The 17,505-nt window shown below is 63.1% G+C and carries 19 protein-coding genes; 11 read left to right on the plus strand and 8 right to left on the minus strand.

Going from position 1 to position 17,505, the window contains the following annotated elements:
• Window positions 1–27: 27 nt before the first annotated feature.
• From IB267_RS24025 to IB267_RS24040, 4 genes are all read right to left on the minus strand, one after another.
• Window positions 28–1,374 carry a nitric-oxide reductase large subunit gene (locus tag IB267_RS24025; RefSeq protein ID WP_113538314.1) on the minus strand — a complete coding sequence of 449 codons (1,347 nt, stop codon included), beginning with the start codon at window positions 1,372–1,374 and terminating at the stop codon, window positions 28–30.
• Between the two features lie 24 nt (window positions 1,375–1,398).
• Window positions 1,399–1,851 carry a cytochrome c gene (locus tag IB267_RS24030; RefSeq protein WP_192449902.1) on the minus strand — a complete coding sequence of 151 codons (453 nt, stop codon included), beginning with the start codon at window positions 1,849–1,851 and terminating at the stop codon, window positions 1,399–1,401.
• Window positions 1,852–2,020: 169 nt separating this feature from the next.
• Window positions 2,021–2,299, minus strand: a complete 279-nt coding sequence (locus IB267_RS24035; RefSeq protein ID WP_192449903.1) for a cytochrome C oxidase subunit IV family protein — start codon at window positions 2,297–2,299, stop codon at window positions 2,021–2,023.
• 5 nt (window positions 2,300–2,304) lie between these two features.
• Window positions 2,305–2,862 carry a cytochrome c oxidase subunit 3 gene (locus tag IB267_RS24040; protein ID WP_192449904.1) on the minus strand — a complete coding sequence of 186 codons (558 nt, stop codon included), beginning with the start codon at window positions 2,860–2,862 and terminating at the stop codon, window positions 2,305–2,307.
• Between the two features lie 183 nt (window positions 2,863–3,045).
• Between IB267_RS24040 and IB267_RS24045 the strand changes: the two genes are divergently transcribed.
• From IB267_RS24045 to IB267_RS24055, 3 genes are all read left to right on the plus strand, one after another.
• A complete protein-coding gene (locus tag IB267_RS24045) occupies window positions 3,046–3,201 on the plus strand; it encodes a hypothetical protein (protein ID WP_192449905.1) in 156 nt (51 codons plus the stop codon).
• A 78-nt stretch (window positions 3,202–3,279) separates the two neighbouring features.
• Entirely contained in the window at window positions 3,280–3,708 is a 429-nt protein-coding gene (locus IB267_RS24050) for a hemerythrin domain-containing protein (protein WP_192449906.1), read from the plus strand.
• A 10-nt stretch (window positions 3,709–3,718) separates the two neighbouring features.
• Entirely contained in the window at window positions 3,719–4,408 is a 690-nt protein-coding gene (locus IB267_RS24055) for an NnrU family protein (protein ID WP_192449907.1), read from the plus strand.
• Window position 4,409: 1 nt separating this feature from the next.
• On the opposite strand, the gene IB267_RS24060 is transcribed toward IB267_RS24055, so the two are convergent.
• Together IB267_RS24060 and IB267_RS24065 are read right to left on the minus strand one after the other, a co-directional pair.
• Window positions 4,410–5,000, minus strand: coding sequence for a UbiX family flavin prenyltransferase (locus IB267_RS24060; protein ID WP_192449908.1), 591 nt, complete (start codon window positions 4,998–5,000; stop codon window positions 4,410–4,412).
• Entirely contained in the window at window positions 4,997–6,508 is a 1,512-nt protein-coding gene (locus tag IB267_RS24065; protein WP_192449909.1) for a UbiD family decarboxylase, read from the minus strand. Before IB267_RS24065 ends, IB267_RS24060 begins: the two co-directional genes overlap by 4 nt.
• Window positions 6,509–6,623: 115 nt before the next feature.
• Between IB267_RS24065 and IB267_RS24070 the strand changes: the two genes are divergently transcribed.
• Genes IB267_RS24070 through IB267_RS24080 form a run of 3 tightly spaced genes read left to right on the plus strand, consistent with a single transcriptional unit; the run spans window position 6,624 to window position 9,068 of the window.
• Window positions 6,624–7,142 (plus strand): SCP2 domain-containing protein, encoded by a 519-nt coding sequence (locus tag IB267_RS24070; RefSeq protein ID WP_192449910.1) that lies wholly within the window; start codon window positions 6,624–6,626, stop codon window positions 7,140–7,142.
• On the plus strand, window positions 7,133–8,110 hold the full coding sequence (locus IB267_RS24075; protein WP_192449911.1) for a peptidase U32 family protein: 978 nt from the start codon (window positions 7,133–7,135) through the stop codon (window positions 8,108–8,110). Before IB267_RS24070 ends, IB267_RS24075 begins: the two co-directional genes overlap by 10 nt.
• Window positions 8,111–8,117: 7 nt before the next feature.
• Window positions 8,118–9,068 carry a U32 family peptidase gene (locus tag IB267_RS24080; RefSeq protein ID WP_192449912.1) on the plus strand — a complete coding sequence of 317 codons (951 nt, stop codon included), beginning with the start codon at window positions 8,118–8,120 and terminating at the stop codon, window positions 9,066–9,068.
• Between the two features lie 37 nt (window positions 9,069–9,105).
• Here IB267_RS24080 and IB267_RS24085 read toward each other — a convergent pair whose 3' ends face one another.
• On the minus strand, window positions 9,106–9,717 hold the full coding sequence (locus IB267_RS24085; RefSeq protein WP_192449913.1) for an NUDIX domain-containing protein: 612 nt from the start codon (window positions 9,715–9,717) through the stop codon (window positions 9,106–9,108).
• 190 nt (window positions 9,718–9,907) lie between these two features.
• Window positions 9,908–10,894, minus strand: coding sequence for a cyclase family protein (locus tag IB267_RS24090; protein WP_192449914.1), 987 nt, complete (start codon window positions 10,892–10,894; stop codon window positions 9,908–9,910).
• Between the two features lie 116 nt (window positions 10,895–11,010).
• Between IB267_RS24090 and IB267_RS24095 the strand changes: the two genes are divergently transcribed.
• From IB267_RS24095 to IB267_RS24115, 5 genes are all read left to right on the plus strand, one after another.
• Window positions 11,011–11,907 (plus strand): LysR family transcriptional regulator, encoded by an 897-nt coding sequence (locus IB267_RS24095; RefSeq protein ID WP_192449915.1) that lies wholly within the window; start codon window positions 11,011–11,013, stop codon window positions 11,905–11,907.
• Window positions 11,908–12,200: 293 nt separating this feature from the next.
• Window positions 12,201–13,403, plus strand: coding sequence for an HlyD family secretion protein (locus IB267_RS24100; RefSeq protein ID WP_192449916.1), 1,203 nt, complete (start codon window positions 12,201–12,203; stop codon window positions 13,401–13,403).
• Window positions 13,404–13,473: 70 nt separating this feature from the next.
• Window positions 13,474–15,066, plus strand: a complete 1,593-nt coding sequence (locus IB267_RS24105; RefSeq protein WP_192450047.1) for an MDR family MFS transporter — start codon at window positions 13,474–13,476, stop codon at window positions 15,064–15,066.
• A gap of 220 nt (window positions 15,067–15,286) precedes the next feature.
• Window positions 15,287–16,828 (plus strand): sensor histidine kinase, encoded by a 1,542-nt coding sequence (locus IB267_RS24110; RefSeq protein WP_192449917.1) that lies wholly within the window; start codon window positions 15,287–15,289, stop codon window positions 16,826–16,828.
• Window positions 16,825–17,433, plus strand: a complete 609-nt coding sequence (locus tag IB267_RS24115; protein ID WP_192449918.1) for a response regulator transcription factor — start codon at window positions 16,825–16,827, stop codon at window positions 17,431–17,433. Before IB267_RS24110 ends, IB267_RS24115 begins: the two co-directional genes overlap by 4 nt.
• Window positions 17,434–17,505: the final 72 nt, after the last annotated feature.

Raw genomic sequence — 17,505 nt, forward strand, 5'->3', positions numbered from 1 at the left:
GCGCGGCGAACCGCGCCGGCTGATCGGTCATTCGGCAGGCTGAACGACGCCGGCGAGCTTCTCGCTGCGCTCGCGGCCGGGCATCAGAACCGCCCAGATGAACATCAGCGCCGAGATCAGGACGACGGCACCCGAGCCGAGGCGGATCCAGTAGAACAGCGCCAGCTGGTCCTGGACGTCCATGTAGCTTTCGCCGAGCACGCGCTGCAGGTGCGCCTGGAGGACACCGGCGAAGGTGAGCGCGAAGGTCATGACCGACATGGCGGTGCACATGATCCAGAAGCTCACCATCGACAGCCACTGGTTATAGGGCGCACGGCCGCGGATTTCCGGGATGGCGTAGGCCATGACCGCGAGGTTCAGCATCACATAGGCGCCGAAGAACGCGAGGTGTCCGTGGGCCGCGGTCACCTGGGTGCCATGGGTGTAGTAGTTCACCGAAGACAGCGTGTGCAGGAAGCCCCAGACGCCGGCGCCGAAGAAGGCCATGACCGAGCAGCCGATCGACCAGAGCAGGGCTGCGCGGTTCGGATGCTTGCGGCCGGCCTTCCAGGTCATCACGAAGGTGAAGACCACCATGGTGAAGAAGGGGGCCACTTCCAGCGTCGAGAACAGCGAACCGATCCATTGCCAGTAACCCGGTGCACCGATCCAGTAATAGTGGTGGCCCGTGCCGAGGATGCCGGAGAAGAGCGCCAGGCCGACGATGACATAGAGCCACTTTTCGACGACCTCACGGTCGATGCCGTTGAGCTTGATCATCAGGAAGGCGAGCACCGATGCCATGATCAGTTCCCAGACGCCTTCGACCCAGAGGTGGACGACGTACCACCAGTACATCTTGTCGAGCGCCAGGTTGATCGGATTGTAGAAGGCGAAGAGGAAGAAGATCGCCACACCCCAGAGCCCGAAGATCAGGATGTTGGTGACGGTCGTCTTGCGGCCTTTCAGCACCGTCAGCGTGATGTTGTAGAGGAACATCAGCGCGACGATGACGATGCCCACCTTGATCGCGAAGGGCTGCTCGAGGAATTCGCGCCCCTCGTGGATGTGCAGGAGATAGCCGACGACGGCGACAGCCGCGGCGATCAGGAAGATCCAGAACTGCGCGACGGCGATCTTCGTGCTGTAGAGTTCGGTTTCGGCTTCTTCCGGCAGCAGGTAGTAGGTCGCGCCCATGAAGCCCATGAGCAGCCAGACGATCAGCGCGTTGGTGTGGACCATGCGCACGATGTTGAAGGGCAGCAGCTCGGAGAGCGTGTTGGGCAGGACGTAAATGGTACCGGCAAGCACGCCGAACAGCACCTGGGCGAGGAACAGGCCGAGCGCTCCGTAGAAATAGAGCATCGCGACCTTTTGGGTTTGATATTTCATGGTGTCACACTCCAATCGGTTCGCTTAGCCTGCCTCGTTCGGCGGCCAGTTCTGGGTCTTGATACGGCTCGTCCATTCGAGGAAGTCGGCGAGGTCGTTGAGTTCCTGTTCGGTGAGATTGAACTGCGGCATTTGCCGCCGTCCCTCGATGCCGGTCGGCTGGGCAGCCATCCAGGCTTTTAGCGTTTCGCGGGCGCCGGCCGGATCGGCCTCGCCGCCGAAGCGCTTCCAGACATTGCCGAGCTCGGGCGCGAAATAGGCGCCCTCGCCGAGAAGCGTGTGGCAGTTGATACAGGAGTTCTTTTCCCAGACGTGTTTGCCGCGTGCGACCGCATCGGTCAGCGTCGACTCGTCCGTCGAGGTCGTGCGCATGTAGTAGTGGCTGTGGGCGGTCAGCCCGACAAAGATTGCGAAGAAAAAGAAGGACCCGCCGTAAAAGACGTTACGGGCCCCGGTTTTGGTGAGGCGTTCTGCCATCACGTGGTCCTTTCGATTTCAGTTGGCCGCTGAGAGTGCGGCCGGCTGATCTGATCCCCTCCCCGTGCGGCGCAGCATTTCCTGCGCTGGCAACAATCGGGGCAAACCCATGTCTAGGGAAATCGGCGGCGGCTTCTTTGCGTTTCGGCAAACAAGTCCACGGGTCGTCTCAGCTGAAGAGAGCAGTGCTCAGGACCAGCTTCGCTGCAGCGGCAAGGACGAGCGCTGCGGGCCAGATCAAAAGGCCGAGACGAAGGGCCGACGGCGCCTGCCGGAGCCCCATGAAATCGAGCGCAACGAACCGGCTTTTGACGACGGCGAGCCCGAGCAACACGGCGATGACGAGGGTGGCCGGCCCGGCGACCACCATCAGCGCCATGCCCGAAAACACGGCTCCGGCAAGCAGAAGCCAAGTGTTGAACAATTGTCTGGGATTGCGATCGGTCATGGCACTCACACGAGATAGACGAGCGGGAACATCACGATCCAGACCAGATCGATCACGTGCCAGAGCGTGGTGATCAACGCGACATTGCCGGGTTTCGGTCGCCAGGCAACGATGATGAGCACGAAGGCACCGAAGACGACGTGCAGCAGATGGAAGCCGGTGACGAGAAAATAGAGCTCGAAGAAGGAGCCGAACTGAGGATCGCCGGCAACACCAGCCTCGGCGCTGTATTCGAAGAGCTTGATCGCCGCGAAGGCGAAGCCGAAAAGTGCTGCATTCACCAGCGCCCGCCTGCGCTGCTTAAGCGATGCCCTCGGCCTCGTCGCCAAGGCCGCCTGCCAGCCGCTTGTCAAAAGAACAAGCGTGTTGATACCGGCAAGCAGCGGATCGAGATGCGAGCGGGCGGCGGCAAACGCGTCCGGCTGGAGAAGACCCACAATCAGGAAGCCGACAAGCAGAATACCGAACGCGGCAAGTTCACTCCAGACGAGCACCCAGAGCAGCAAGGCGTCCGTCGTGTCCTCTTCCACCGTTGCGGCAATCGGATGACTGCGGGCATCCATGTCAGCGCCTCCGTAAGGTCTATTGGGTTAGAGCGGGATGCGGGCGGAAAACCGCGCACACTTTTCCTCTTCCCGCTCCCAAACATCGTTCGAGCTAGGCGCGAGGGCGCATCCTGTCTTTGCGATTGAGCAAAGAAGCGGCCAAGGGGCGGGGCTATTGGCTGACAACAAAGGAGCCTTCCGATGACAGACGCACAGATCGGCCTTTCCGTCGCTACCCCCATCATCATCGTCTTCGCCCTCGTGCTCCATCGCATGGGCGTGCTTCAGCGCGGCGCGACGCTGTCGGCGATCCTCTCCTCCGTTGCGATCGCCATCGTTCTCTTTCTCGATCGCTGATCCGCAGACTTTGAGAAATGTCAAAGAGGATCATTGCCGTCGGGTGTAGTTCGAACCAACACTCAACGGAGCAGATCGATGCAGCAGCAATTTTCAGAACATCACGAGCTGGGGCAGGCTTATCGCGAACTTTTGTCCCTGTGTGATCGCCTCGAGACGCTGGCCGATTCCATCCCGCGCCGCATCGACCTGACGAGCTGCCGCGTGATCCTGACGGAGCTGCCGGAAAAGCTCAGGCGCGTCCACGCGCTGGAGGAAATGATCCTGTTTCCAGCAGTCGAAATTCAGCGGTCAGACGACGGTCGTTACGCCTTGATCGCACGGCTGCGCGCCGAGCATGACCAGGACGATCGGGCAGCCGTCGAGCTGGTACGTGTGCTGAAGGCGGTTCTCGACAACAGGCCATCGCTCAGCTGGGATGCGATCGGCTACATGCTACGGGGCTTCTTCGAAACTGTTCGCCGCCATGTGGCAACAGAGCGCCTGCTTCTCTGGCGCCATGCGTGAGACAACCGATATGACCTATTTTCTCCTCGCCTTCGCCGTCTTCCTGCTGCTCCATCTGGTGCCGGCCTGGCCGGCGTTACGCCAGGGCCTGATCGACCGGCTCGGTCGCTCGACCTATTTCGCGGTCTATTCGCTTCTGTCGGTGCTTGCTCTCGGCTTCGTCTTTCACGCGGCCCTTCAGCTCGATTTCATCCCGCTCTGGGAGCCGGCGGCCTGGCAGGCCTGGGTGACCTTCGTCCTGGCGCCGCTTGGTATCTTTCTCGTGCTGGCCGGCCTCTTCAGCGAGAATGCACTGTCGATCTCCATCTATCAGGGAAACGAACGGCCGGGCGCCATCGTTGCTATCACCCGCCACCCGGTGCTTTGGGGCTTCCTGCTCTGGGCCGCCGGTCACATCGTGCCCAACGGCGACCTGCGCGCATTGGTGCTTTTCGGCGGTTTCGCGTTGTTTTCCGTCGGTGGTTTCTTCATGCTTGAAAGGCGTGCCCGCCGACGTTTGGGCGAGAGCTGGCAAGCCGCCTCGAAGGGCACGTCAGTGTGGCCCTTTGCAGCGATCATCCGGGGAGAAAGCCGTTTGCGGGCCGATCCTGTGATGATCATCGCCGCCTTTGCCACCGTCGCGATTGCCGTGTGGCTGCTGCTTGGCGGTCACGAGGTCCTGTTCGGCGCCGATCCGCTGCTTCAGGCCACCCTCTCCTAGATCACGATGATTTTTGGTCCTCACCCTGCCAGGCCATAGCCTGCGGGGTGATCGGCAGTGCCAGCAGGTCGATCGCTCGGGCCGCCAGATGGTCGACGATGGCCGAGACGCTCTCAGGCCGATGATAGAAGGCCGGCACCGGCGGCATGATGATCGCCCCCATTTCCGTGACGGCGCACATATTGCGCAGGTGACCGAGATGCAGCGGTGTCTCGCGTGCCATCAGCACCAGCCTGCGCCGCTCCTTCAGATGCACGTCGGCTGCCCGTACCACGAGGTTATCGGCCATGCCGGCAGAGATCGCCGCAAGTGTGCGCATGGAGCACGGCGCGACGATCATGCCGGCCGTCGAAAACGACCCGCTCGCAATCGTCGCGCCGATATTGCCGTGGTCATAGGTCCGCGCGGCCAGACGCAGCAGGGATGGAAGAGCGTCTGCGCCGACCTCGTGTGCGAGCGTGCGATGCGCCGCCGGCGACAGGACCAGATGCAGCTCGACGCTTTCGATTTCGCTGAGCCTCTTGGCGATGCGAACGGCAATCGTCGCGCCCGAAGCGCCGGTGACGCCGAGGACGATCTTCAACCGGTTCATCGCGTCAGCCCTCCAAGTCCGAGACCGGCCCACATCGCATCGACCTGGCCAATGACCTCGGGTGACATCGCCAGAACACGCCCCCATTCGCGGTCGGTCTCGGTGCCGATCTTGTTGGTGGCGTCGAGCCCGAGCTTGCCGCCGAGGCCGGATCGCGGCGACGCGAAGTCGAGATAGTCGATCGGCGTGCCCTCGATCACGGTCATGTCGCGGCTGGCATCAAAGCGGGTCGCAAGCGCCCACATCACGTCGGACCAGTTGCGCACGTCGATATCCGGATCGACGGCGATGATCAGCTTGGTGTAGCTGAACTGCGGCAGGACAGACCAAAGCCCCATCATCACGCGCTTGGCCTGCCCGGGATAACGCTTGTCGATCGCGACGACCATGGCTCTGTAGGAGCAGGCCTCCGGCGGCAGCCAGAGATCGGATATCTCGGGAAACTGCTTGCGAACCAGTGGCACAAACAGCCTGTTCATCGCCTCTCCAAGCCGCGAAGGCTCGTCCGGCGGTCGGCCGGTGTAGGTGGAAAGATAGAGCGGATTCCGACGCATGGTGATCGCCGACAGACGCATGACGGGGAACGGCTCCACCGAATTGTAATAGCCGGTATGGTCGCCATAGGGGCCCTCCTCCGCGGTCTCGCTCGCTGAGACCGTGCCCTCCAGCACGATCTCCGCATTGGCCGGCACCGAAAGCGGCACGGTCTTCGCGTTGACGAGTTGCGTCCTGCCGCGCCGAAGCAGCCCTGCGAAATTCAATTCGCTCAAGCCATCGGGCAGCGGCATGACCGCAGAAAGAATCGTCGCCGGGTCGGCTCCGACGACGACCGCGATCGGCATGTCCTGCCCCAGGCGTTGCCACAGGCGATGGTGACGGGCGCCGCCGCGGTGGGCGAGCCAGCGCACGATGGCACGATCGGGCCCCAGCACCTGCATGCGATAGATCCCGACATTGACATCGAGGGGATCATCCGGCGCGCGCGTGATCACCAGCGGCCAGGTAATCAACGGCGCCGGCTCACCCGGCCAGCACCATTGAACCGGCAGGCGCGCGAGGTCGATTTCGTGATCGCGCCAGACGACCTCCTGACAGAGTGCACGCGTTACCTTTCGCGGCCGCATATACATCGCCGATCGGAGCAGCGGGAGGCGATCCCAGGCGTCACGCAGCGACTGCGGCGCTCGCGGATCGCGCAGTTCTGCAAGTTCTGAGGCAAGGCCATCGAGCCCACCCGGCATCAGGCCGAAACCACGCTCGATCCGGCGCCCCGACCCGAAGAGATTGGTCAGAAGCGGGATCGGCTGTGCGGCGCCCGTCGCATCGACCGGCCGCTCGAAGAGAAGCGCCGGCCCGTCGGCGGCAAGCGCGCGGCGGTGGATTTCGGTCACCTCGTGCACCAGCGAAACCGGCCGCGAAATCCGTTTCAGATCGCCTTCGCGCTCAAGCGTTTCGACAAAATCCTGAAGCGTTGCAAAGCCCTTGGACGGGCGAAAAGTCCTGTTCATGGCGCCTGTTTGTGGCGGCGAATGGCGCTTGTCTTTGACGTGGCGCAAACAGCCGATGGCAGCGGGCAACTAGCATGGGCCGCATCGTCCGATTCCGACGCTCCACAGGTAGCAAATGACACTTCCGCTCGCGATCACCGCCCCCCTCCGCTTCGTTCCCATCATCGCCATCGAAAGCGTGGTGCAGCGCGTCTTTGCCCGCGTGATCGCGAGCCATCCGGGCCTCTTCGATCGTCTCGCGGATCATGCAGCCAAGCGCTACGCCTTCCAGCCGTCTGACCTGCAGATCGGCTTCCTTGTCGAACCCGCCGTGCCGCGCATCACCGTGCATCGCAAAGAGCGAGCGCCGGTATCCGATGCCTGCATGGAAGGCAAACTCGTGCTGCTTCTGACGCTGCTCGAGGGGCGCATCGACGGCGACGCCGTCTTCTTCTCGCGCGATCTTGCCGTCAGCGGCGACATGGAGGCGATGCTGGCGCTGCGCAACGCCCTCGACGACTGCGAGATCGACCTTCCAAGCGATCTCGCCGACATGGCCGGGCCGCTGGCGCCGCTCGTGCGCCGTGCGGCAGAACAGATCCGCGAGCGCGCGCTTGGCCGCGTTCTCAAGGAGGAGACCCCCCAATGGAACTGATCTGCCCCGCCGGCACGCCCGCCGCCTTCCGCGAAGCCGTCGATGCCGGCGCCGACGCGGTCTATTGCGGCTTTCGCGACGAGACGAACGCCCGCAATTTCCCGGGCCTGAACTTCTCACGCGACGAACTTCGGACGGCCATCGCCTATGCCAAACAGCGCAGGGTGATGACCTTCGTCGCGATCAACACGTTCATGCGAGCCGGCCAGGAGACACTCTGGCATCAGGCGGTGGATGACGCCGCAGCACTTGGCGCCGATGCCGTCATCCTCGCCGATTTCGGCCTGATGGCCTACGCGGTCGAACGCCATCCGCAGCAGCGGCTGCATGTTTCCGTCCAGGCCTCGGCCTCGAATGCCGATGCCGTGCGCTTCCTCGTCGAGGCCTTCGCCGCGAAACGCGTTGTGCTGCCACGCACGCTGACGATCGCCGACATTGCCCGCCTTGCCAAGCAGATCGATTGCGAGATCGAGGTCTTTGCCTTCGGCGGCCTCTGCGTCATGGCCGAGGGGCGCTGTTCGCTCTCTTCCTACGCCACCGGCAAGTCGCCCAACATGAACGGTGTCTGTTCGCCCGCGAGCCATGTGCGCTATCGCCAGGACGGACGCGAGCTGGTGTCCAAACTCGGCGATTACACCATCAACCGCTTCCCGGCGGGCGAAGCGGCCGGCTATCCGACGCTCTGCAAGGGCCGTTTCGACATTGCCGAGGAGCGCGGCTACGCCTTCGAAGATCCGGTTTCGCTCGACGTCATGGACCATATCGATGCGCTGCGCAGCGCCGGCGTCAGCGCGCTGAAGATCGAGGGTCGGCAGCGCGGCAAGGCCTATGTCGCCGAGGTCGTCTCTGTCATGCGGCGGGCATTGACCGCGGGCCCCGACGAGCGACCTGCCTTGGTGTCGCGGCTGAAGGCGCTCAGCGAAGGCCAGAAGACGACAACAGGCGCCTATGAAAAGCGCTGGAGGTAATCGGCCCATGAGCACACCGACGAACCCATCCAAACCCGTCTTGAGCCTCGGCCCGGTCTACTATCTCTGGGACGGCCCCAAATGGCGCGACTTCTACTTCCGCATCGCCGACGAAGCGCCGATCGCCCATGTGACGATCGGCGAGGCCGTCTGCTCGAAGCGGCTGCATTTCATCGAGCCCTTTGTCGGCGAGGTCATCGAACGGCTGGAAGTTGCCGGCAAGCAGGTGAGCCTCGCCTCGCTCGCGCTGGTGACACTCGAACGCGAAAGCCAGTTGGTGCGCGGGCTGGTGCGTGACAGCACCCATCCGATCGAGGTCAATGACCTATCCGCGCTGCACCTGCTTGCCGGCAGGCCGCATTCGATCGGGCCTCTGGTCAACGTCTATAACGGCGCGACGGCCCGACTCCTGGCATCGAGGGGCGCGACCAGCATCTGTCTGCCGCCGGAACTGCCGATGACGTCGGTGCACGGGATCATTGGCGAAAACCCCGGAGTGGATTTCGAGGTCTTCGCCTTCGGTCGCGTGCCGCTGGCGATCTCGGCGCGCTGCGCCCATGCCCGCTCCAAGGGGCTAATCAAGGACAATTGCCAGTTCATCTGCGGCGAAGACCCGGATGGCCTGACCGTCGAGACCCTCGACAGCCAGCCCTTCCTGGCGCTGAACGGCGTACAGACCATGTCGCATACCTGCCAGGCGCTGTTGCAGGAACTGCCGGAGTTCGTGGCCGCTGGCGTTTCCCGCATTCGGCTGTCGCCGCAGGACTGCGACATGGCAGCCGTGGCACACATCTTCGCCGATGCCATCTCCGGGCGGCGCTCAGCATGTGAAGCACAGGCGGATCTTGCCGACGTCTATCCGAACAGACCGTTTTCGAATGGTTTCCACTACGGCCAAACAGGAGCGGCCTGGATCTCCGTAGACGCTGGAGCGGTGGCACGCTCGCCGGTCACCTAGCAGTATTCCGACGCCGGCTCGGGCGATTGCCTAAGCTTCAGCCTGCCACTGCACCAATCGGGGTTGAGCTGGAGAAGAGGTTCAAGGCGGCATATTGCAACAGCATGATCGTCTTGCCGTCGCGAATGGCGCCGGAACTGATCATCGCGAGTGCTTCTTCGATCACAAGTTCGAGGACGGCGATATCCTCTCCTTCGTCTTCGTTGCCGCCACCTTGCGACGTGCGGTCGCCGGGCTGATACTCGCCGACGAAGAAATGCAGGCGCTCCGTCACCGATCCGGGGCTCATGAAGGCGTCGAAGACCTGTCGTACGTCGCGCACGCGAAAGCCCGTCTCCTCCTCCGTTTCCGCGCGGATGCGCGCTTCCGGTTCCGCATTGTCGAGCAGTCCCGCCGGCGCCTCGACAAGCAGATCGTCGTGGCCGTTGACGAAGGCCGGATAGCGAAACTGCCGGGTCAGGATCACGGTGCGGCGGACCGGATCGTAGAGCAGGATCGTCGCGCCGTTGCCGCGATCGTAGGTCTCGCGTGACTGCCGCTGCCAGCTCCCGTCGCCACGCAGAAAGGAAAAAGTGGTTTTCTTCAGGACGTACCAGTCATCCGAGAGAATGGTGACGTCTTCCACTTGAATCCGGTGTGCAATGCTCATCCTGCCCTCCATGACAAGGTTGTCGTTCGGCCGGGCAATTTCGTGCATTTTCGTGCAATGTCAAGATTTATCATGCATCGACATCGCCGTGCGACAGGTACTTCGGCGGCGCTTGTTTCGGGAACGGCGAGTGCCGCGGGACCGACCCCGCGGCACTCGCGTCAGCCGATTATGGCCTAACGGCATCCGCCTATCGCAACGGGAAGGCGACCGGCCGGATCGGGGCTGCATCCGCGCCGCGGAACTTCAGCGACGCGCCGACAAAGGCAAACTCGTAGACCCGGTCCTTGGACAGCTGTTCGAGATTGATGAGCTCGATGATCGGGGCGCCTTGCTGCGCAAGCAGGTAGGTGTGAACGGGAATGTAGTTGTTTTCGGTTTCGGCCGGGAAGGCTTCGAAGCTCAAGTTGTCGGCACCCACCACCATCGCGCCGCCTTCCTCGACGAGGAACTTTGCCGCGTCGATGCCGAGTCCCGGAGGGTTGCTCATATAGGCGGACTTGTTTTCGTAGTTCTGCATCCGCCCCGTGCGGATCAAGGCGATGTCGCCCTCCGCCAGCGTTACGCCCTGACTTTTCAGCGCTTCTTCGAGATCCTTGCGGGTGATCCGGTAGTTGTCGGGCAGCATCTGCATGCCCTTGGCGGCCGCAACGTCGATCATCACGCCGCGCGCGACGATCGGCGGCAGTTTTTCGGCGCCGGTGACGGTCCAGCCCTGGTCCCCGATGTGGTCGGCGGCGGCATAGCCATTCCAGATCTTGCCGTTCAGGCCGAAGTGATTGAGCGCGTCGATGTGCGTGCCCATATGCGCATACATCGAAACCGCCGAGCCGCTGTAGCTGACATGCGTGTTCATCTCCTTACCGACCTTCATCGGATCGGAGACCAGGGTGCCATTCGGCGTGTGCGTCATCCACATCTGATAGGGCGGGTCGCCAGCTGCCTCCCAGCTGGGCATGCCGATGAAATACTCGACCGCGAGGTCGTAGGACTTGCTCCCTTCGATCCGCGACAGAATGGCAGCGCGGGATTCCGGGGTAATCAGGTTGAGCCGACCGATCTCGTCCTTCGGCCCCCACGGGCTCTTGCCGACGTCCTGCGCGAAGGCCGTGCCGCCAAAGAGGCCGGCGACGAGAGACGCGACCAATACACGCTCCAGGGCTGTGGTGTTGAACATGATGAACTCCTTCTTCTGGTCTTCCCGCGACATCAGGAAGCTGGGTTCACCTTATTGCTGGCGCTGGAGCGAATAATCAGCGATGGATGGAAAACATATTTCACTCTGGAGAAAAAATGGACCTGTTGGCTGCCATGCGTTCGTTCCGACGCGTCATAGAGCTTCAGAGCTTCAACAAGGCGGCCGAAGAACTCGGACAGTCGAACGCCTCGATCAGCAAGCAGGTCCGGCAACTGGAAGAGCGCCTGGGGGCTGTGCTCATCGTGCGCACGACCCGGCGGATGAGCCTCTCGGAAAACGGACGCGCCTACTTTTCCGAATGCTGCCGGCTCCTGGACGAGCTCGACCATCTGGAGCGCACCACGTCCGGCGAAGCCGGCGAAATCAACGGCCGGCTCCGGCTCAATGCGCCGCTGTCCTTCGGCCTGACGGTGCTTGCGCCCATGCTTGCGCGCTTCATGGCGCTGCATCCGCAGCTGAAGGTGGATATGACGCTCGACGACCACGTGCTCGACGTCGTTTCGGAAGGCTTTGACGTTTCCATCCGGGTGCGCGCGACGCTGACGGATTCGTCGCTGATCGCCCGGCGGCTCGGCGACATCGGCCAAGTTATCTGTGCCGCCCCGTCGTATCTCGCGGACAACGGCACGCCTGCAACCGTTGGCGACCTCAAGAGCCACCATTGCCTGACCTATCGCCTGGCCGACCAACCCGGCAGCTGGCGGCTGGAAGGGCCCGACGGCGCGGTCATGATCGACCTGCCCGCGCGTTTCGTCGCCGACAACAGCCTGATGCTCAGCGAAATGATCCAGGCCGGCATCGGCATTGGCGTGTTGCCCTCCTTCATCGCCAAGCCCTTGCTCGCTGAGGGCAAGCTCTGCCAGCTCCTGCCGGGCCATAGGCTCGCCGAGCGCGGCATCTACGTGGTCTATCCCACCAATCGGCTGTTGCTGCCCAAGGTGAGGGTTTTCACCGAGTTTCTGGCGAGCGAGATGCGACAGGCCGGGCTTTAGGGGCCCAGCCTGTCGTTGCCTAGCAACCTCGGTGGTTCACGCGGAATGTGCGCTCGGTAGCAGCATCGAGAGAGAAGCGTTCATGTTCGGCCAATTGAAAAACGGGCGGGCACCTTCGATCCCGAACGCCTCATAATCATGTTACCTGGGTGACAGCCCAGCTTATGGAACATCCAAACTTTCCAAATTCGTTTGACAGCAATCGGCGGCGCGAATATTTTGGAAAGCATAAAGTTTCTTTATTTGGCCAGCCGTTCAATTCGACGCGCCACACCGGTGAAAGGAACCGGAAAATGAGCCAGCAGTCTTTCAGCATCGAAAATGCCCAGCCCGTGGAAACGCTGGAGGCCGTGCCCGGCATGGAGGCACAGCGGACGCTCACAGCCATCCCGACCGCGGCAGCCACAAACGCCGCGGGAACCCGCAAGCGCTGGCTTCGCAACCTGCTTTTCGCCTCCGTCGCCATCGCCGCAGTTGCCGGCGGGGTCGATTTCGGTTGGGCCTACTGGACGACGGGTCGCTTCGAAGTGGCGACAGACGACGCCTATGTGAAGGCCGACAGCACGACGATTGCCCCGAAGGTCTCGGGCCATGTCGCTGAGGTCCTGGTCACCGACAACCAGCAGGTCAAGGCCGGACAGGTTCTCGCCCGCATCGACGACCGCGACTTCAGGGTCAGCCTCGAACAGGCCAAGGCCGGGGTCGAAGCCGCGGAGGCCAACATCGCAAACAAGCAGTCGGCGCTCGTCGCGCAGCAATCCGCGATCGATTCGGCCAAGGCTACGGTCGAGGCCGACAAGGCCGACCAGACTTTCGCTGAACAGGACGACAAGCGCTACTCGGAACTCGCAAGGCAAGGGTTCGGCACATTGCAGAACGCGCAACAGGCGGCCTCACGCATTGCCGCCGCAAGGGCCGCGGTGACGCGCGACACGGCAGCGCTCGCAAGCGCGGTCAAGCAGCTCGACGTGATCAAAGCCGAGGTCGCACAGGCAAAGGCCGCGCTCGACAGCGCGAAGGCGGCCAAGCACCAGGCCGAGCTCAATCTTTCCTACACCGCGCTCGCAGCGCCGATCGACGGCGTGATCGGCAACCGCACCTTGCGTGTCGGCCAATATGTGCAGGCCGGGACGCAGCTGATGGCGGTCGTGCCGACGCACGCCGCCTACATCGTTGCCAACTACAAGGAAACACAGCTTGCCGATGTCGTTCCCGGCCAGACTGTGGCGATAGAGGTCGATACGTTCCCGGGCCAGGTCTTAGAGGGCCACGTCGACAGCATCTCGCCGGCAAGCGGCCAGGAATTTGCGCTGCTGCCACCCGACAATGCGACGGGCAACTTCACCAAGGTGGTGCAGCGCATCCCCGTCAAGATCGTGCTCGACCGCGACAGCCCGCTCAACGTGGTGCTGCGACCCGGCATGTCCGTCTACCCGACGATCGACACTCGGACCGCAGGAACGACGGTGGCCGCCGTGTCGGCAAGCCTAAACTGAAGGACGCTCAGGCGCCGTTCCCAGCCTCAAGCGCTGGAAGGAGGATGCAATGTCCACCACCACGATGCCCATGGTTTCGCCCAGCGTGCGGGAACCCGCAGCGACGTCACCCGACAGGGCAAGCACGACCGCCTGGATTTCCGTACTCGCCGGCCTGATCGGCGCCTTCATGGCGATCCTCAATATCCAGATCACCAACGCCTCCTTGCTCGATATCGAAGGCGGCATCGGGACCGGCGTCGACAACGGCGCCTGGATATCGACCTCGTATCTCATCGGCGAAATCGTCGTGATCCCGCTCACGGACTATTTGAGCCGCGTCTTCTCGTTCCGGCGCTACATGTTGTCGAACGCGATCCTGTTTCCGCTGTTTTCGGCAGCCTGTGCCTTTGCCCATGATCTTGGCTCGATGATCGCGCTGCGCGGTCTGCAGGGTTTTGCCGGCGGCGTGCTCATTCCAATGGCCTTCACAATGGTGCTGACCCGGCTCCCCAAGGCGCAACAGCCGTTCGGGCTGGCGCTGTTTGCGCTCTCGGTCACCTTCGCCCCGGCGATCGGCCCGACGATCGGCGGCTACCTCACCGAAAATTACGGCTGGCAGTCGATCTTCTTCGTCAACACCCCACCGAGCCTGGTGATGGTGATTGCCCTCTATTTCACCCTCGAGAAGAGGCCGATGCAATTGTCCCTGCTCAAGCAGGGCGATTGGGCGGGCATAGTTACCATGGCCATCGGCCTTTCGGCACTGCAGACGGTTCTGGAGGAAGGCAACAAGGACGACTGGTTCCAGTCGCCGTTCATCGTCAAGCTCGCTTTGACGGCGGCCGTGTTCCTGATCGCGTTCATCGTCATCGAACTCAAAGTCGAAAAGCCGCTCGTGCAACTGCGCCTGCTCAAGCAGCGTAATTTCGGGGTCGGTGTTCTCGTCAACGTTCTTGTCGGCGTCGCCCTGTTCGGCACGGTCTACATCCTGCCGCAGTATCTCGGCCAGGTGCAGCACTACAATGCCGAGCAGATCGGCCTCGTGCTGGCCTGGACCGGACTGCCGCAGCTTCTCATCATCCCGTTCGTACCGGCGCTGATGAAGCGCTTCGACGCACGCTACATCGGCTTCGTCGGCATCAGCATCTTCGCGGCTAGCTGTTTCATGAACACGACGCTGTCGCTCGACAGCGCCGGCGACCAGTTCTTCATTCCGAACATCGTGCGCGCCATCGGGCAGGCGCTGGTGCTGACGCCGATCACGGTGATCACCACTGCCCGCATCGCTTCAAGCGACGCGGCCGCCGCCTCTGGCCTGTCGAACATGCTGCGCAATCTCGGCGGCGCCGTGGGCACGGCCACGCTTGCGACGGTGCTGACCAAGCGTGAGCAGTTCCACTCGAATATCATCGGCCAGTCCGTGACCGTCTACCGCGACGAAGTCCGCGACCGCATCGGCGATCTGACCCGGTACTTCATGACGCACGGCGTCACCGACGCCGCCGTCGCGCAGCAAAAAGCGATCGCCGCGATCGCCGCCACGGTTCGCCGGCAGGCGCTTATCCTAGGGTTCAGTGATACTTTCGCGGTGATCGGGATCGTGCTCGTTCTCGCAGCCATCGCATTGCTCTTCACCTGCAAGATCCAACTCGGCGGCGCCGGTGCAGGTGGAGCACACTAAGTCGAAGGCGCAGAAAGAGGGACGTCAGCCGGACGATCAACCGGCAAGGCGAGGCCGTGCAGACCCTCAGGGCGAAGCTTGTGGTCGCGCGAGAGATGGGCTGAAGCGAGCGGCTGGATTTTCTGTTGTTGCGGTCGTATTTTCTCGGCCGATGCCGTGCTCAGCCGGACAACAAAAGAGCAGGCTGCGCAAGCAAGCCTGCAAATGACAAGAATGATCGATGCTACCGAACAGTCGTCCGTTGCTTGAGCGGCCCCTTTACCTTGTTGCTCTCTGGTGTCTTATCCTGCTGGTCGGGGCGGCAGCCCTTGGCACCCGCGAGCGGCAGGCGCTGGTTGCCGAACTGGAGCGGGAAAGCACCGTGCTCCATGGCCTGGCCTCCCAGCGCGCCGATCAGCACGATGCCCACCTGACCGCGCTTTCGGCCGTAGCGGTTGCGTCAGAGGGGCGCCGGTACGACCTCTTCCTCGATGTCGCCCGCACCATCACCCGCTTCTACCCGCGCATCGACGAAGTCCAGCTCGTCTCGCTCGATCCGGCACCAGAGACCATCGGGACCGGTCCGCTCGACGCAGCGACGGCCGAGCGCATTCGTGCTGCGGCCAAGGCTTCCGACGGCCGGATTGCCCTTCTGCCCCATCCGCAGCGCCCCGATCATTACATGATGATCAAGCGCAGCCCCAACACGAACGAGGCGCGCTACGGGTTGATGCTCGCCATCGATGCCGGCAAGCTGATCGGCGATGGAGGGGCTTTCTGGTCCCGGCCGAGCACCGCCGTCCGGCTTTCACTGTCCGACGGCCACAGCCTGCTTCAGCCGGCGGCACTCCCCGATGCCATCCGTTTTTCCAGGCCGCTCAGCAGCGCGTCGCAACCGCTCGTACTCGAAACCGGCATGGATATCGGCCTCTCCGATATGTTTCCGCCGGTGCAGACCGGTCTGACCCTCATTGCCCTCACGCTGGCCTATCTCGCCGGGCTGGCCGCCTTGCGCCAACGGGCAAGGACCCGCATGGCGGAACAGCAAGCGCGTCTCAGTGCGCTCGATTCACGGCTTAGCCACGCCTCGCGCGTCAACGCGCTTGGAGAGATGGCAAGCGGCATGGCCCACGAACTGACCCAGCCCCTGACCGCGATCCTCGCCCAGGCGCAGGCCGGGCGCCGCCTGCTCAACCAGGGAAACCACGCAGCCCTTGCCTCCGTGCTCGACGATACCGTCAGCCAGGCGCGCCGGGCCTCCGGCATTCTGGAGCGGTTCCGCAACTGGTCACAGCCGCACGCGACGCCGGTGACTACGTTTGACCTGCGCCGGGCGCTTGGCAATGTCGAAGCGCTGTTGGAGCAGGACGCCCGGTCGCGGCAGATCCAACTTGAGTTCCGCTTTCCGGAAGCGCCCGTAATCGTGACTGGCGATCCCGTTGAAATCGAGCAGGTCGCCTTCAATCTGGTGCGCAATGCAATGGAAGCGCTTGACGGCCACGCGAGCGAAACGCCCCGTGTCGTCGTGACCTTGACGCAGGAAGACACCGCGGTGGTGTTCGATGTCGTGGACAATGGTCCGGGTATTCCCGAAGCGCTGCGCCCGCGCCTGTTCACCCCGTTCATGACGACGCGGGCGGGCGGCACGGGGCTTGGCCTCGCCCTCAGCCAACGCCTGGTGGAACGCGCCGGCGGCGAGATCTCGTTGGTGGCCGGCGATGAGGGTGCAACCTTCCGGGTGACACTGCCCAAAGCGCGGGCGCGACAGGAAGAGACACAATGACCGTTCCCGTCTATCTCGTCGACGACGACGATGCGGTCCGCCGCGCGCTAAGCCTGCTGCTCTCGACGGTCGGCATCAAGGTCATCCCCTTCGGCGATCCGCAGGCTTTTCTCGGGCAATTGTCGCGCCTCGAGCCGGGTTGCCTGATCCTTGACATCCGAATGCCGGCGATCTCCGGGCTGAAGCTGCAGGAAAAGCTCCGTGAAAGTGGCGTCGACTGGCCGACGATCGTCATTTCCGGCCATGGCGATATCGAGGCCTGCCGGCGCGCCTTCCGCAATGGTGCCATCGACTTTCTCTCCAAGCCCATCGACGAGCAGGATCTGATCGACGCGATCCACAAAGGGCAGGAAATGCTGGTGCGCACCCTGCAGGCGCGGGCGGAAAAGGCGGAAACGCTTGCCCTCTTGGCGGCACTCACGCAGCGCGAGCGCGAGGTTCTCGACCGCATTGCGGCAGGCTTCACCACCCGCCAGATCGCCGAGGGGCTCGGCCTGTCGCCGCGAACGGTGGAAAGCCATCGCGCCGCGATCGGCGCCAAGCTCGGCAGCACCTCGCAGGCGGAGATGACCCGCATCTGGCTCGAAGGGACGCAAACTCCGTAGAACTACGGATGGTGACGGAAGAGCTACGAATATCGACGGGCGGCGTTCCGCAATAACCTTTCCATATCAACA

Source organism: Ensifer sp. ENS09 (genome assembly GCF_014852425.1).
Classification (GTDB): domain Bacteria; phylum Pseudomonadota; class Alphaproteobacteria; order Rhizobiales; family Rhizobiaceae; genus Ensifer.

What these genes read in the sequence shown, in the direction of transcription:
- IB267_RS24025 (WP_113538314.1), bottom strand. Translation starts at nt 1,374, where the DNA reads ATGAAATATCAAACCCAAAAGGTCGCGATGCTCTATTTCTACGGAGCG.
- IB267_RS24030 (WP_192449902.1), bottom strand. Translation starts at nt 1,851, where the DNA reads ATGGCAGAACGCCTCACCAAAACCGGGGCCCGTAACGTCTTTTACGGC.
- IB267_RS24035 (WP_192449903.1), bottom strand. Translation starts at nt 2,299, where the DNA reads ATGACCGATCGCAATCCCAGACAATTGTTCAACACTTGGCTTCTGCTT.
- IB267_RS24040 (WP_192449904.1), bottom strand. Translation starts at nt 2,862, where the DNA reads ATGGATGCCCGCAGTCATCCGATTGCCGCAACGGTGGAAGAGGACACG.
- IB267_RS24045 (WP_192449905.1), top strand. Translation starts at nt 3,046, where the DNA reads ATGACAGACGCACAGATCGGCCTTTCCGTCGCTACCCCCATCATCATC.
- IB267_RS24050 (WP_192449906.1), top strand. Translation starts at nt 3,280, where the DNA reads ATGCAGCAGCAATTTTCAGAACATCACGAGCTGGGGCAGGCTTATCGC.
- IB267_RS24055 (WP_192449907.1), top strand. Translation starts at nt 3,719, where the DNA reads ATGACCTATTTTCTCCTCGCCTTCGCCGTCTTCCTGCTGCTCCATCTG.
- IB267_RS24060 (WP_192449908.1), bottom strand. Translation starts at nt 5,000, where the DNA reads ATGAACCGGTTGAAGATCGTCCTCGGCGTCACCGGCGCTTCGGGCGCG.
- IB267_RS24065 (WP_192449909.1), bottom strand. Translation starts at nt 6,508, where the DNA reads ATGAACAGGACTTTTCGCCCGTCCAAGGGCTTTGCAACGCTTCAGGAT.
- IB267_RS24070 (WP_192449910.1), top strand. Translation starts at nt 6,624, where the DNA reads ATGACACTTCCGCTCGCGATCACCGCCCCCCTCCGCTTCGTTCCCATC.
- IB267_RS24075 (WP_192449911.1), top strand. Translation starts at nt 7,133, where the DNA reads ATGGAACTGATCTGCCCCGCCGGCACGCCCGCCGCCTTCCGCGAAGCC.
- IB267_RS24080 (WP_192449912.1), top strand. Translation starts at nt 8,118, where the DNA reads ATGAGCACACCGACGAACCCATCCAAACCCGTCTTGAGCCTCGGCCCG.
- IB267_RS24085 (WP_192449913.1), bottom strand. Translation starts at nt 9,717, where the DNA reads ATGAGCATTGCACACCGGATTCAAGTGGAAGACGTCACCATTCTCTCG.
- IB267_RS24090 (WP_192449914.1), bottom strand. Translation starts at nt 10,894, where the DNA reads ATGTTCAACACCACAGCCCTGGAGCGTGTATTGGTCGCGTCTCTCGTC.
- IB267_RS24095 (WP_192449915.1), top strand. Translation starts at nt 11,011, where the DNA reads ATGGACCTGTTGGCTGCCATGCGTTCGTTCCGACGCGTCATAGAGCTT.
- IB267_RS24100 (WP_192449916.1), top strand. Translation starts at nt 12,201, where the DNA reads ATGAGCCAGCAGTCTTTCAGCATCGAAAATGCCCAGCCCGTGGAAACG.
- IB267_RS24105 (WP_192450047.1), top strand. Translation starts at nt 13,474, where the DNA reads ATGGTTTCGCCCAGCGTGCGGGAACCCGCAGCGACGTCACCCGACAGG.
- IB267_RS24110 (WP_192449917.1), top strand. Translation starts at nt 15,287, where the DNA reads ATGCTACCGAACAGTCGTCCGTTGCTTGAGCGGCCCCTTTACCTTGTT.
- IB267_RS24115 (WP_192449918.1), top strand. Translation starts at nt 16,825, where the DNA reads ATGACCGTTCCCGTCTATCTCGTCGACGACGACGATGCGGTCCGCCGC.